Here is a 14399-nt window from a genome sequence, read left to right as displayed (position 1 = left end):
TTTTATTAAAGATAACCAGTTTTACATATATTGGTATGACAAAAAGAGGAAAAAGACATATAATAGGACGTAAATACATAGTTGACAATTTTCAACAAGATCAGGGGGAATATGATGAGCAGTATAGAACATATGCGTAAGAGCAATACATTCAAAAAGAACACTTTAATGGTTGTCACCATGTCAATCTCTCTTGTCGCCGCCTTGACACTATCCATTATACAGGGAGAAGGTTTTAACACCGGGATCTACAGTACAGAGCTGCTTTGTTTATGGCTTTCTTATTTCATCCTTCAGAAGGCACTTAAAAAGCCTAATATTTTACCGTCCATTTTTATTTGGATCGTTTACTTATTTTGTTTAGTCAGCATTATTTTTGATAGCAGTACCCTGGATGTTATGGTTATTTTATTATTTCTTACCGTATATTCAGCGATTCATTTACATACAAAAATCTTTCTTCAAGGGTTTATATTAGGACTTATTACCGTCATTGCGAATCTGGTGATGGCTGCTCCGGAGCAGGAAGTCATCAAAGCCATCTTCCCTACCTATATGCTGGTTTATCTATTAATGGGTGTGATTTTCTACGTCATCATTCATCTATCCAATCAGCAGGATAAAAAAATTGAGGAGTTACTGATTCAATCAGAAGAAGAGACTAAACGGAAGGAAGAGCAAAAGACCCAGTTGGAAGACAGTGTCTCGTCCATTACAGAAAATATTGAATCAGCCAACGAGCATTTACAAACAAATTTAAGTGCCCAGAAGGAAATGGCTTCCACAATTCATGAAATATCCCTGGGAAGTCAATCTCAAACGGAACAAATATCTGAAATTGCCGAAAGCACAAAAGGTACCCGATCAAGTGCTCAGGAGGTCTATCAAACATCCACATCACTATACGAGGAATCAAATGAAGCCAAGAATCTCGCCTACGATGGTCAGGATAGAATTGAAACCTTATCCAGCCATATTTATAACCTGGAAAAAATTATTCAATCCTTAAATGAGACATTTGGCGTTTTAACTGAAAAAATTGAGGAAACAAATACATTCGCGGATTCGATCAAGGATATTACAGAGCAGACCAACCTGCTTGCCTTAAATGCATCAATTGAAGCCGCGCGGGCAGGTGAAGCTGGATCAGGCTTTGCTGTTGTAGCTGATGAAATTCGAAAGTTGGCTGATGTCACAGGCCAGACGACGGAAAAAATCACTAAAAATCTTGTAGAATTAAATAAGAGTAATCAGGAAGCCATTAACAAGATGGGACAAAGTGAAGAAACAATTAAAGACAGTGTTTCCTCTACAAATGATGTCACAGGCTATTTTGAACATATTACCAGAACCCTGCAGAACTTAACTCATGGGTTAAAGAGCTTTACCGAGCTGGCAGAGATGGTTGAAAATCAATCCAATGGCGTAGAACGTTCCACAAATGATCTGGCTGCTATTATTGAACAGACATCCGCCAGCTTAGAAGAAATGAATGCAACCGTTGATACTTTATCCAATGACCATCAAAAGCTGTCAGAATTAATGGAGGAAACATCCAGACAAGCCACAACCATAACCGAGCGATTTTAAAAGCATAGGCGGAAGCGCCCGTTTGTCCAGCCAGGAATAGGGTGCTGAAGCCGGCCGTCGCTTCTACAACAAAAGCCTTGTCACTGTCGAAATGAAACTCGACAATGACAAGGCTTTTTTAGTGTCTTTTGCTTAACCAGAGTACTCCTGTTTTAGCCAGGCGTGGCAGAAAACCGGTAAAAGGCTGGTTAAACATGCTGCCAAACCCATCCGATTTGCCTAATGAGCCAAGCTTCCCTTTTAATTTAACTTCTGAAGGAACATCAGGCTCTGTATCCTGCAATACATCCGTTAAGACATCTCCAATTTTTTCCCCCTGCTGACCTGCCAGCTGTGCACTTGGAGAATGGACCGATGAGGCACAGTCACCTACCACATAAACATTTGTTTGACTGGGCACCTGATAAAATTCATTTAATATGATTTTTCCCTGTTCGTCTTTTTCAAAGGGAATTTCCTCAATGATGTGATTGGGTTTAACACCTGCTGTCCAAATCGTTACATCACTGTCAAAACAACTGCCATTATTACAGACCTGGCCTTTTTCCACATATTCCACGTTGGCATGATGAACCACTTCGACATCATTTTTAGCAAACCAGTCTTCTACGTACCTTTGGATTTTTTCGTCAAAGGCTTTTAGGACAGATGAACCCCGGTCCAATAAACGGACTGTTAAATCCGGTCTGCTCTCACGGACCTCTGAAGCTACTTCAATTCCGCTTAAGCCGGCACCAACAATGGTTACTTTCGAATGCGCATCCAGATTTCCGATGGCTGAACCAGCTTTTCTGGCTTTTGCTATTGTCTGGACACTTTCGGTATACGCCTCTGCCCCTTCAATTCCATGATAGTTGTCCTCACAACCCAATCCAATGACTAAGTAATCATAGGAAACATCAGGTTCATCCCCCATTTTTACCAACTGATTTTCTGTATCAATCGTAGTAACTTCTCCAAAAACATAACGAATCTGTTCATGATGAGGGAATTCAATACGTACATCCTTATCAGCTGTTGTTCCGGCTGCTATCGCATAAAACTCAGTCTTTAGTGAGTGATACGGATTCCGATCGACCAGAATAATTTCCACGTCATGGGGAAACCCGCTCGTTAACAGCTGATGAACAATTTTCATTCCCCCGTAGCCTCCACCTAGTATGACTAATCTCTTCATAAGTAAACTCCCTACCCTTTGTCTATTGATGTAAGCATTATTCAGAAAACGTTTTCTTCCTACTATAGACTATCAAAGGAGGATAGAACTTGTCGATAAGTTTTGTGAAAAAACATTGATGAAAGAGATAGCGAAGTGAAAATGCTTATCCGCCAATATAAGACATTTCTATTTTAGGCCTGTTTTTCACACTTTCTTCTGTACGTTCATCAGAATAACGGTCTGTACGGTTTTCCCAGGTTGGGGTGAAAGCTGAAATAATTTCGTCATCGGTGGCACCAGTTCTGAGCAATTCTTTCAGATTCAGACCATCCGTTGCAAATAAACAGGTGAAGAATTTCCCATCCGCAGAGAGGCGGCCGCGTGTACAAGTTGAGCAAAAGGATTCCGAAACAGACGTTATAAAACCGACTTCCGTATCTGTACCAGCGTACCGGTATCTTTGAGCTACCTCCCCTTTATAGGCAGGTTCCACAGGCTCCAGTTTAAAGTGTTCATTAAGCTGCTGAAAGAGTGCTTTCTTCGTAACGACCTGACTGAAGTCCCAGCCATTCGTTTGACCAACATCCATAAACTCAATATAACGAAGCGTAATCTCATGCTCTTTAAAATACTTGGCCATTGGAATGACTTCATGATCATTCATTCCCTTTTTCACAACCATATTCACTTTTACTTCCAACCCGACTTCCTTGGCCTTATGGATTCCTTTTAAAACACGATTGGTTTTCGCACCTACATCATTGATGGATTTGAATGTTTCGTCATCAATAGCATCCAGACTGACGTTGACACGTTTCAACCCTGCATCCTTAAGTTTTTCTGCATGATTTTCCAGCATGTATGCATTTGTCGTTAAAGCTATATCATCTAATCCGTCGATATTGGACAGCTTTTGAATCAGCAATGACAAATTCCTTCGAAGCAGTGGTTCACCGCCAGTGAGGCGTATTTTTTTCACACCCAATTGTACAAACAGCTTTGCCAGTCGTTCTATTTCTTCAAAGGATAATAAGTGCTCTTTGGGTAAAAATGAAAAATCCGGGCCAAAAATCTCCTTAGGCATACAATAGCGGCAGCGAAAATTACAACGATCTGTCACTGAAATACGGAGATCCTGAAATGGTCGACCAAACTTATCCTTTAATGGAGTGTCCTGCATACAATTATCCTGCTCCTTTCAAATACCCATTCCCTTATCCACACTACATTCTATGCCTTTTTCTATTCATTTAGTGGTACAAAATTAGATGTTTATACAGATAATCGAAAAGCTCGAATAGCCTTTTCCCCGGCACCCTCTGTCAGTTCATCCACTTTACTTATGGCCTTTTCAACTGTCATAGGCTCATTAATGATATCAATCACGAGATCTATGCCATTCTGATAAACCTCGGTCACTCGCTCACCCTCACTTGCTACAATGGCAATTACAGGAAGGTTGTACCGCTTAGCCACCTTGGCAACACCAATTGGGGCCTTGCCATTAACGGACTGATAATCCATTCTTCCTTCTCCTGTAATAACAAGATCGGCATTCCTGACATACTCGTCCAGTTGCATAATCTCCAAAATTTTTTCAATCCCTGAGTGAATCCTGGCCCCGCAGAAGGCAGCTAATCCCGCTCCAAGCCCACCAGCAGCGCCTGCTCCAGGTTGTTCAATAACCTGTAATTGGAGTTCATTTTCAATTTTCTCACCTAAATGTCTTAATAGCTGGTCTAATTTCTTCACATCCTGGTCAGAGGCTCCTTTTTGGGGGCCAAACACATAGGAAGCTCCATTCTCTCCACATAAAGGGTTGGTTACATCAGATAATACCGTGATTGTTGTATGTGCCAGGCGTTCATCGATTCCTGACATATCGATATGGGACAAACGCTCCAGCTGGGCTGCGCCGAATCCTATTTCATCATTCCTGTCGTCTTTAAGGGATACACCTAAGGCCTGCGCCATACCGGCACCCCCATCATTTGTAGCACTTCCGCCAAGCCCAATCAAAATTTCATCTACACCGTAGTCCAGTGCTGCTTTTATTAATTCTCCTGTTCCATATGTTGTTGCATCGAATGGATTTTTTTCTTCTTCAGTAATAAGTGGCAGACCGGAAGCTTCCGCCATTTCAATAACAGCTTTATTATCTACCAGACCAAACTTAGCTTTTACCTTTTTCCCTAATGGTCCGGTTACCTCCCGTTCGATGTGCTGCCCATTTAAATGATGTATAAAAGCATCAACCGTTCCCTCACCACCGTCAGCCAAAGGAAGCTTCGTCACTTGAGCGTCAGGCATCACCCGCCTGATTCCCCTCTCAATATAATCGTTCACTTCAAATGTTGAGGCACTGCCTTTAAATGAATCTGCTGAAACGACTATGTTCATCATCCACACACCTTTTTAGTTTATACATTCAGTATATTAGAAAAATATGAGATATGGCAATATTGAGACATTTTAAGGAGAATAGCGAGATGTTTGGAGATCATATGGCTATTAATTGGAAAGGGCAAATGTGTGGGATCAGTCGGTTTCTGCTGTTTATCCGTCTGATGGATGGGGTTATCGGTTGCTTATGGCTTTGAATCAACCAAAATATAATCTGTTTCAGTCCTGGTTTCAATTGGACTTCAGGAAATCAATCGCCTTTCGTGGTTTATCCTTTATGTTTATGCAGAATCACGTCTAAATTTATGGAATATCCGTCAGTTAACGGGATTCATCCATCAGTTTTCTCTGTTTATCAATTTACTTTTGGGCTATCGGTCGTTTTGGCAATGATATCAGTCGCTGCATGTGCGATATCAATCGATTCAGCCCTGGTATCAGTCACTGTACGGATGACATCAATCAAATCTCTTTATGGCCAAGCACTCCCCTCCCTGCAGTTGACCATTGAAAAAGGTGGTGACAGAAGTTGTCACCACCTTAAATGATTATACCCTCAGAACTTCAAATTTTCCTCCACCTAATAAGGTCCTTGTATAATCAATTTTTGTGTTATTGAAATATGGCTGATCCTTTTCATTGATTAAAAACTCAATTCCATGTGCCTCAAACTGTTGATCATTCTTCATGGCTGACTCCTCCAGAGCCAGTTGTAATTGAGGGCCTCCTCAACCAATTGCCATGGTTAATCGTAGTAAAGGCTCCTCGCCATCTTTTAAAACCGATTGCAGTTCATCTTTAATTTTGTTAATTGCAGGTTCTGTAAAGGTAACCATGATCAACCCTCCTTAATGATTATTGTAAATAAAAGGATAGGAAAAAATACAGTGAACTGTATATTCCGGAGTGGCTCCCTTTTGAAGCAGATCAGGTACCAATGCCGCTATCCATTATTGGGTCCATACTTTTGGCCAGTATCATCTTATGGGGAATTCGTAGCGTTACAAGAAGGGTATCGATTAAATTAAAAACCTCTCACCCTGTAGAATTCTAACGAACGTTGTTGATGAGACCCCCAACCTGTGATGCTTCGACAAAATTCGGGTGGTGACAGGCACCTACACCAAATGAATAACATTTCCTGAGGGGTCTTCTACTACATGAATATCGCCCTGTTTTTCTACATGTACCCCCTGATTTTCCAGACGGTCTACTGCCTGCTGCCGCTGGTCATCATCCGGAAACACCAATGTAAAATAATTGAGTCCTACACGGTTTTTATCCGGGATTTTTGCCCCTGTACCATTCCATACGTTCAGACCAATATGATGATGATAGCGCGCTGTTGAGGTGAAGAGTGCTCCAGGTAATTGAGTAACAACCTCAAAACCCAGTCCTTGTATATAAAAAGCTTCCGTTGATTCTAAATCTCTTACATGTAAGTGAATGTGCCCGATAATGGTATCCGATGGGAGTCCTGCCCACTTTCCATTGCTTTCATCAAGAATCCCCTGTGCATCAAGTTCAACGGTTGCCATATCCACCTGACCATTGGCCCAGTTCCACTCAGAAGATGGGCGGTCATGATAAACTTCAATCCCATTTCCATCCGGGTCGGAGAGGTATAAAGCTTCACTGACATAATGATCGGCAGCACCAAGGCCATAGCGGTATTTCGTTTGAATAATGTGAGATAAAAAGTGGGATAAATCAGCACGCGAAGGCAATAAGATTGCAAAATGATAAAGGCCAGCTGTTCTTCCTTCTTTTGGCTGGATACCTTCTGGCTGTTCAAGAGTAACCAATGGTGTTTTCCCATCAGCTGTCAGAACAGCCCTCCCTTCTGTCTGTTCCAGAACGTCAAATCCGATGATTTCCTTATAAAACGTGATGGATTGTTCCAAGTTCGTCACTTTAATATTTACTTCTCCTACATAAATGGCATTCTCATTAAAAAACTGCTTTTCCATATGTTCATCTCCTTTCATATTTATCCGTTACGGCGGATGATTTTAAAAGCCTGCCTTTTATAGGAAACAGGCTGCCACAATGTGTGGCAGCCTTTTTATTCCAGTTTATCTAATTGTTTTTAATGCACCGCTCCATGCAAGAAGCTGATCCAGCATTTCATCTGCATTATTTTCATGGTAATCCGCTGGTTTAAACACACTCATGTTTTCAAAATCAGTCATAAGAGAGAATGTAACAGCTGTACGCACATCAGCTACTTGAAGCTCACCTAAAATTAAACGGAGATTTTCATGGGCACGAGTACCACCCAGACTTCCATAACCGACAAAGCCCGCTGCCTTATTATTTACTTCTGATTTTAAATAATCTAAGGCATTCTTGAAGGCTCCACCAACTGCATGGTTATACTCAGGTACGACGAAGATATACCCATCAAAAGAGGCCATTTTTTCTGACCAGGCTTTTACTGCAGCATTGGCTTCCTCCTGTTGGTTTTCAGGTACGGCTGCACCTAATAACGGAAGGCTGTAATCTTTAAGATCGATAATTTCATACTCTGCTTCGTCATTACGGTTTCCGGCAAAGTCATTGATCCAATTGGCTACTGCCTCTCCATTACGCCCCTCTCTTACACTTCCCAAAACGATACCTATCTTTAGCATGATGTATTCCTCCTGTGTTCATGAATTGTTTTAAGTTAATTATTACAAATTCAATTATTATGAATTCGAGATTTATTTTAAATAAAAGGAAGGACCTTGTCAATTTTCAAGCTCAGGTCCTTCATCAACCAGCTGGCTTACTCCTTTTCCAGTCCTTCCGCATGATAGCCTAACTTTTTCAGATATTCAATCATCGTTTGCTTTTCATCATTATTGAGGCCGCCCATAATATCATTAATCGCCTCCACATGCTTTGGAAAGATTTCATCCATTAACTGCTTCCCGGCTTCTGTAACACCTGCATAGGTCACACGCCGATCATTCGGACACGCACGTCTTCTTATATAGTTTTTCTTTTCCAGTTTATCGACCACGTACGTAATACTGCTGCTGGCAAGGAGAACCTTGCTTCCGATCTTTTGAATCGGCTGCTCCCCCTTATGATAAAGCAATTCAAGAACGGAAAACTCGGTCAGATTAAGTCCGAGACTCTTTATATCTTTGATGGCTTTTTTTTCTACGGATTGTAATGCACGTGTTAAAACGATAAATAACTTTAAAGAAAGCTCACTTTCCTGATTAAAATTTTCAGTTGAACTCATCGTTATCAACCCTTATTTTAAAATATCTTTTAATATCTCGAATTCAAAATAAATTATATCGGATAATGGGGCTAGCTGTCAAGGTGACCTGAATTAGAAGCCCTGTTTTCCCCTGGTAGCTTCAGGGACAGAGACCTACGATGATCAGGCAGAAAATAAAGCAGATGATAGCCACAAGGTGCAGGTGCTTGGTATCGACAAATTGATTAAAGGTGATCCCAAGCAGACTACCGGATAATATGGCTCCTAAATAGCGACTCGTTTGAAATAGTCCGGAAGCTGAACCGGTTTCCTCTCTTGATACATTTTCAAACAAGGCCGTCTGTGCGGAAATATTGTTAAAGCCATTACTCATTCCCAGCACAGCCATAATCACCATTAACCAAAGTAATGGGGATGCCTGATCGAAAGTAAGTAAGAGTCCTGTTCCAATTAAAAGGAGGACGGCTCCAATAACCATGGGAACTTTTGATCCAAAACGGTCAATCAGGGCCCCTGCCAGTGGTGAGATAATGACACTGAACCCCGCCAGTGCAAGCATTATTAAGCCTGTCTTTCCTTCATTATAACCTGCAGCCTGCTGCAAATACGTGGGAAACCCGAAGAAATAACAATAATAAACCAGATTAATCGTCATAAATTGTAAATAAATCCATGTTACGGTCGGATTTTGCCTTAAGGTCGGAAAATGTATAAATGGCGCCTGATGTCGATTTTCATAGAAATAAAAAGCGATTCCAGCTGATACAAATACGATAAGCGCCCATATATTAACCGTTTGTTCCAAAGAAAGAAGAAACAGTATTAAGCCGACAATCGACACAATAAACAGAGAAATTCCGCCAAAATCAATTCGCTTCATATCAAATTCCATTTTACCCGTATTCGGCAATATAAAAAGAGCCATAACAAACGAAAGAATGATAAAAGGAAAATTGACGAAAAAAATGGAAGGCCAATCCCAGGCACCTACTAAAAAGCCGCCAATAGATGGCCCGAATGCTGCCGAAACATTGGCGAATATAGATAAGGCTGCCAGGGCTTGTCCCTGTTTTTGTGTGATACTTGTGCGTACCATACTCATCCCGCTTGGAAATAGCGTTGAGCTGCCAATCGCCTGCAAAGCCCGACACCCAAGCAAAAAGACGAAATTTGGTGAAAAAGGGGCCAGCAGGCATGCACCCGCTACCAGTACCAGCCCTGTCATAAATAATCGCTTAGGACCAAACATATCACTTAATTTCCCCATTACAGGCTGTCCTGCTGCACTTGCAAGATAAAAAATAGAGATTAGCCATGAGGCATCCGCAAACGATAATTCAAATTCAAACTGCAAGCGAGTCAGTGCTACAGAAATCATCGATGAATTCAATGGATTCAGCATGGTACCGAGTCCAATGGTTAATACGAGAATCCAGGGTTTCTGCAGTTGTTCTCTTATCCGTCCAGTCATGTAATCACCCGGGTTTTGCTAAAATGATGTATGAATTATTATAGCATTTACAGGCAAATAGGTTTTATTCAATCCGTGTGTCAAGCAGGACTTCTTCACTCCAGGTAAATCCTCCTTGTTTTTAACGGCCGAGAGGTATACGATGAGAATTGAACTTCTAAGAAAGGACGGCAGTGTATGGATAAACGGGTATATTTATTAATGGTCATTGCCTTTGTCATTGGTCTGGTCGAACTTATCATTGGCGGTATTTTAGATTTAATCGCCAGGGATCTGAATATATCACTTGGACAGGCCGGCTTTCTCATTACAATATTTTCACTTATTTTTGCGATCATGTCTCCAATATTACTGGTGATGACAGCTAAGATTGAACGAAAAACCTTAATGATGATATCCTTATTCATCTTTCTCATTGGAAATGTGGTCACCGTTTTCAGTACCACCTATAGTATAGTATTTCTTGGTCGAGTGATTTCGGCAACAAGCGGGGCATTACTCATTATATTATGTCTGGTCATGGCTCCAGGTTTAGTTGAGCGTAAGTACCGGGCCAGGGCTATCGGAATGGTATCCATGGGGGTCAGTGGAGCCATCGTATTAGGGGTTCCTTTTGGCATTTTAATTGGTGAAGGGCTTGGCTGGCGGGCCCCCTTTGTCATAATTGCAATCCTGACGATAATTTCAATGGCTGGTGTTTACTTTTTAATGGAAAGAAGGACACCGACTCCACCTGTACCGCTCCGAGATCAACTTAGGACCTTAAAAAGTTCCAAAATTGTATTTGCACACGCTACGACATTTCTGTATATGACTGGTCATACGGCTCTTTATGCTTATTTAAAACCGTTCCTGCAGTCATCAACCAGTCTGGATGGAACCTGGATTAGCGTGATTTACTTTGCGTTCGGATTTGCTGCTGTCAGTGGCGGTGGAATCGGGGGTACGCTGGGAGATTTATTCGGTACAAAACAAACGATTGTTTATTCACTGATTATCTTTGGGGTTATCGTTTATTCCATTCCCTATATGACCTTTAATATCCCCTTATTATTTATAGGGGTGCTCATCTGGGGGATTCTAAGCTGGGCCATTTCCCCTGCAATGCAGACCTACCTGATCGACACATCACCCGAAACATCGGATACTCAGCAAAGTTTAAGTAACTCTGCCCTGCATTTCGGGGTTGCATTCGGTTCTTTACTGGGAGGTATCATCATTGAACAGACTACCGTTGAACAAAATGCTTTTATTGGAGCAATTCTGATTGGTGCGTCCCTTGTGACAGCCATACTCTCCATTAAGAGTACGTATTCTGTGCAAAACCATAATGAATGGCAGGGAGAATAGTTATTGAACATAAGCGCAGGCGACTGATTATCCAGTCGCCTCCGCTTTTCTAATGTCCAGCTGCGGCTCCTAGGTCAAGGCGGATATAAGCCAAAGCCATTACGTGGCAAAACCCATGCCACTCCATGTCTTCGTCTTATCCCGCATGACCTGAAAAGTCGCTTCCGCTTTTCTATGTCCAGCTGCGGCTCCCAGGCCCAAGCGGTCATAAGCAAAATCTCCTCCATGGCCAAAAAGCGGCCACTCCGGAGATTTTGCTTATGCCGTCGGGCCTAAACGGGTCGCCTCCGCTTTTCTTATTACCCTTCAATGATTTTTATATAAACCGTTCTTATTCTTGGTCCGTCGAATTCACAGAAATATACACTTTGCCAGGTGCCAAGCACAGGGCGTCCGTTTGAAATAATCAGGGTTTCACTCGCCCCAACGACAGATGACTTCATGTGACCGTCTGAATTCCCTTCCATATGTACATATTCTGATTTATTGGGAAAGGTTTCATTTAACCCAAGCTTTAAATCAGTTTTAACATCTGGATCAGCGTTTTCATTGATGGTAATCGCTCCGGTGGTATGAGGACAATAAACTACCATAATCCCGTCTTTTATATTGCTTTGCTCTAAGGCATCCTGTATATATTGATCTAAATTCGTAAAAGACTGTTTTTCATGGGTTGAAATTTGAAATGAAAATAAGGTTTTACTCAACGTTATCAGCTCCTTTTACTTAGATTTTACCATTTTTATGATGAAAATCAGCGCAGTGACCAATGGAAGGAGAAGAAAGGCAATCATAATCCCATTTAAAAATGGATGGCCCTTGGCCGTTTGAACCACCGCCCAGGTGATGAATACCATCAGGAGAGCCATTTCCACATTCATAACAGCCAGAAGTAATCGTCCCAGCCGATATAAACGACTGGCATTTTCTTCAGTCACCTTCACAGGAAAATTATACATGTATGGAGTCCTTTGCAAAAAGTGTAAAGGCAAAAGGATAATAGCAAAAATAAGTGGCAAAACCAGAATAAACGCTTTATTCCCCCAATTATCAGCTTCCCCGGCCAAATTGAAATGCATAGGTACTTCCTCGGGGAGCCCAGGGAAAACAAAAGCTAAATAAATATATGTACCTAGTATAATTATCAGAGTAACCGCATTTAGCCTTTTAACAATTCTGCTAGGCGGTAAATCTATGATAGGATTATTCTTCATTAGCATCCCTCCAGCCTCCCTCTTAGGGACAGTCCCCACATTTGCGCATGTGGGGACTGTCCCTTTTAATGAAATACAGCTAATTCTTCTTCAATTTTAGTCCGGATTTTGTCCAGACATTCTTCAGCAGTCTGACCAAACACACGGTGACCGTTAACCATTGCATAAGGACGCTTCGCACACATTCCGCAGAAGTTAAGGCAGCTATTTTCAATCACAGCAGCTTCCGGATATTCATGCTCTATAATTTCCTCCAGATCAACTCTGGCCATCAAATTGCCGTCACAGACTTCAACAATCACAAGCCGCATAGCTGCTAACCTCCTTTGAAGTTCATTAAAAGTTTACGATTACCATTAAATGATAAATGGTTAAATCTTTAGCCCTTTGAAGATACTACGGATCATTATATAATATGTCAACTTTCAATACCTTTTCTGCCTTCATCCATAGATAAAACGAGTAATCCAAGTTTATGATTGAATAAAATGTTGACTAAATTTTCTAAATATTTTAAGGTGAATGGTCATACCACAAAACTAATTGGTCTTACCAAAATGGAGGAAAACATGAAACAGTCTGCTATTGCTATCGAAAAACAGATAATTACAGCGATTATTCAAGGAGAATACCCAGTTGGAACTCAATTAAAACCCGAAAGACAGCTTGCAGTTCAATATGAGGTGGGCCGTCCGACCATACGAGAGGTTTTACAGCGTTTATCTTATGCTGGGTGGATAAGATTGCAACGTGGCCACCCTGCTACGTAAAAGATTATTGGAAGGAGGGAAATATTAAAACCATTGTTGATATCGTGCAGCAATATGAGGAAGTCCCTGACGAATTTGTACTCTATTTTCTGGAACTGCGGAATGCAATCACGACAAAGTATATAAAAGAAGCCGTTATGAACCATTATCCTAAAGTAGTTGCCATCCTCTCTGAAATGGACACATTGCATGATCAGGCAGAAGATTTTGCGTTATTCGACTGGCATTTACAGAAAAGAGTAGCAGGGCTGTCGCATAATCCAATTTATTTATTGATGTTAAACAGTTTTGATCATGTATATGTAAGAATGGCAACGAAATACTTTTCACTGGATTTTTGTCGAAAAGCATCTTTTAACTACTATAAGGACCTGATGACTGCTGCATTAAATGGGGATTATCAGCAAGCGGAGAGTGCTGTGTCTTCTATGATGGAAAAAAGCTATACCATATGGAAGAATCATATTTCCTCTGATTATAAAGAGGGTGAAGATACTATTCGTTAAAAAGGAGAAGATATTTGTGAAGAAATATATGAAGGAGTTTGTTTTCTTTCCGGATGTCACCGTTATGCTTATCCTGTTTTTCGCTGTTGCAATTTATACATTTCAGCATTTGCTTCAGATTGGTACATGGATTGCGATGATCATTGGAGCGATAGCTTATGCAATCAGCGAGTATATGGTTCATCGTTTTGTATTTCATATGAAACCCCCTAAAAATCCAGTTTTACTAAAAATGATTAAACGTCTGCACTATGATCATCATGTGGATCCAAAAGATGTAAAACTGCTATTTTTACCCCTATGGTTCAGTCTTCCTAACTTTATAATCCTGTCACTGATTTTCTATTCCATCTCCACTAATCTACAGTTAACCGTTGCGTTTTCTACAGGATTAATTACTTATTTTCTTTTTTATGAATGGAAGCATTATGTTGCTCACAAACCGATTAAACCAAGAACAAAGCTTGGTAAAAAGATTAAAAAAACACATCTTTGGCATCATTATAAAAATGAAAACTACTGGTACGGTGTAACACACACCACCGTTGACAAAACACTGGGGACATACAGACATCACGATGAAGTTGAAAAAAGCGAGACAGCAAAAAACCTTGAGAAAAGAGCCTGAACTCAACAAAGTTTAGAAAAAAGCCTGTTTTTAATAACTAATAAGTTAAAAACAGGCTTAGGGGCATTTAATTCTTAATACTGAACTGATG

The 14399-nt window shown here is 40.9% G+C and carries 15 protein-coding genes and 1 pseudogene; 5 read left to right on the top strand and 11 right to left on the bottom strand.

The features are described 5' to 3' along the window. The first annotated feature begins 114 nt into the window (after positions 1–114). Entirely contained in the window at positions 115–1590 is a 1476-nt protein-coding gene (locus tag ABD006_RS15215; protein ID WP_343842881.1) for a methyl-accepting chemotaxis protein, read from the top strand. A gap of 118 nt (positions 1591–1708) precedes the next feature. Here the strand turns inward: ABD006_RS15215 and ABD006_RS15210 are convergent, their stop codons facing one another. From ABD006_RS15210 to ABD006_RS15200, 3 genes are all read right to left on the bottom strand, one after another. Beyond that, a complete protein-coding gene (locus ABD006_RS15210; protein ID WP_343842879.1) occupies positions 1709–2767 on the bottom strand; it encodes an NAD(P)/FAD-dependent oxidoreductase in 1059 nt (352 codons plus the stop codon). Between the two features lie 145 nt (positions 2768–2912). After that, the gene (gene moaA, locus ABD006_RS15205; protein WP_343842877.1) at positions 2913–3929 is read right to left on the bottom strand and encodes a GTP 3',8-cyclase MoaA; all 1017 of its coding nucleotides are present in this window, start codon (positions 3927–3929) and stop codon (positions 2913–2915) included. A 92-nt stretch (positions 3930–4021) separates the two neighbouring features. Continuing rightward, positions 4022–5149 (bottom strand): glycerate kinase, encoded by a 1128-nt coding sequence (locus tag ABD006_RS15200; RefSeq protein WP_343842874.1) that lies wholly within the window; start codon positions 5147–5149, stop codon positions 4022–4024. Positions 5150–5264: 115 nt separating this feature from the next. Here ABD006_RS15200 and ABD006_RS15195 point away from each other — a divergent pair, with 115 nt between their 5' ends. After that, positions 5265–5453: a hypothetical protein gene (locus ABD006_RS15195; RefSeq protein WP_343842871.1), complete on the top strand. Its 189-nt coding sequence runs from the start codon at positions 5265–5267 to the stop codon at positions 5451–5453. Between the two features lie 247 nt (positions 5454–5700). Here ABD006_RS15195 and ABD006_RS15190 read toward each other — a convergent pair whose 3' ends face one another. The 5 genes from ABD006_RS15190 to ABD006_RS15170 all read right to left on the bottom strand — a co-directional run bounded on the left by ABD006_RS15190 (position 5701) and on the right by ABD006_RS15170 (position 9840). Next, complete coding sequence (locus tag ABD006_RS15190) at positions 5701–5841, bottom strand: hypothetical protein (RefSeq protein WP_343842869.1); 141 nt, start codon at positions 5839–5841, stop codon at positions 5701–5703. Between the two features lie 429 nt (positions 5842–6270). Then, positions 6271–7122, bottom strand: coding sequence for a VOC family protein (locus ABD006_RS15185; RefSeq protein ID WP_343842866.1), 852 nt, complete (start codon positions 7120–7122; stop codon positions 6271–6273). 105 nt (positions 7123–7227) lie between these two features. Continuing rightward, entirely contained in the window at positions 7228–7785 is a 558-nt protein-coding gene (locus tag ABD006_RS15180; protein WP_343842863.1) for an NADPH-dependent FMN reductase, read from the bottom strand. Between the two features lie 137 nt (positions 7786–7922). Continuing rightward, a complete protein-coding gene (locus ABD006_RS15175) occupies positions 7923–8387 on the bottom strand; it encodes a MarR family winged helix-turn-helix transcriptional regulator (RefSeq protein WP_343842860.1) in 465 nt (154 codons plus the stop codon). Positions 8388–8508: 121 nt separating this feature from the next. Continuing rightward, complete coding sequence (locus ABD006_RS15170; protein WP_343842857.1) at positions 8509–9840, bottom strand: MFS transporter; 1332 nt, start codon at positions 9838–9840, stop codon at positions 8509–8511. Between the two features lie 177 nt (positions 9841–10017). Between ABD006_RS15170 and ABD006_RS15165 the strand changes: the two genes are divergently transcribed. After that, positions 10018–11190, top strand: a complete 1173-nt coding sequence (locus tag ABD006_RS15165; RefSeq protein ID WP_343842854.1) for an MFS transporter — start codon at positions 10018–10020, stop codon at positions 11188–11190. A gap of 299 nt (positions 11191–11489) precedes the next feature. Here ABD006_RS15165 and ABD006_RS15160 read toward each other — a convergent pair whose 3' ends face one another. The 3 genes from ABD006_RS15160 to ABD006_RS15150 form a co-directional block, all read right to left on the bottom strand. Then, positions 11490–11897, bottom strand: coding sequence for a secondary thiamine-phosphate synthase enzyme YjbQ (locus ABD006_RS15160; RefSeq protein WP_343842852.1), 408 nt, complete (start codon positions 11895–11897; stop codon positions 11490–11492). A gap of 15 nt (positions 11898–11912) precedes the next feature. Next, positions 11913–12404 carry a DUF1648 domain-containing protein gene (locus ABD006_RS15155; protein ID WP_343842849.1) on the bottom strand — a complete coding sequence of 164 codons (492 nt, stop codon included), beginning with the start codon at positions 12402–12404 and terminating at the stop codon, positions 11913–11915. A gap of 65 nt (positions 12405–12469) precedes the next feature. Continuing rightward, the gene (locus tag ABD006_RS15150) at positions 12470–12715 is read right to left on the bottom strand and encodes a YuzB family protein (RefSeq protein WP_343842846.1); all 246 of its coding nucleotides are present in this window, start codon (positions 12713–12715) and stop codon (positions 12470–12472) included. Between the two features lie 258 nt (positions 12716–12973). Here ABD006_RS15150 and ABD006_RS15140 point away from each other — a divergent pair. Both ABD006_RS15140 and ABD006_RS15135 read left to right on the top strand, forming a co-directional pair. Further along, a pseudogene (locus ABD006_RS15140) lies at positions 12974–13680 on the top strand (GntR family transcriptional regulator). A gap of 28 nt (positions 13681–13708) precedes the next feature. Next, a complete protein-coding gene (locus ABD006_RS15135; RefSeq protein ID WP_343843156.1) occupies positions 13709–14308 on the top strand; it encodes a sterol desaturase family protein in 600 nt (199 codons plus the stop codon). Positions 14309–14399 lie beyond the last annotated feature (91 nt).

Origin of the sequence: Salinibacillus aidingensis, assembly GCF_039522525.1 — a bacterium.
Taxonomy (GTDB): domain Bacteria; phylum Bacillota; class Bacilli; order Bacillales; family Alkalibacillaceae; genus Salinibacillus; species Salinibacillus aidingensis.
This window is presented reverse-complemented; position numbering and strand designations above follow the sequence as displayed.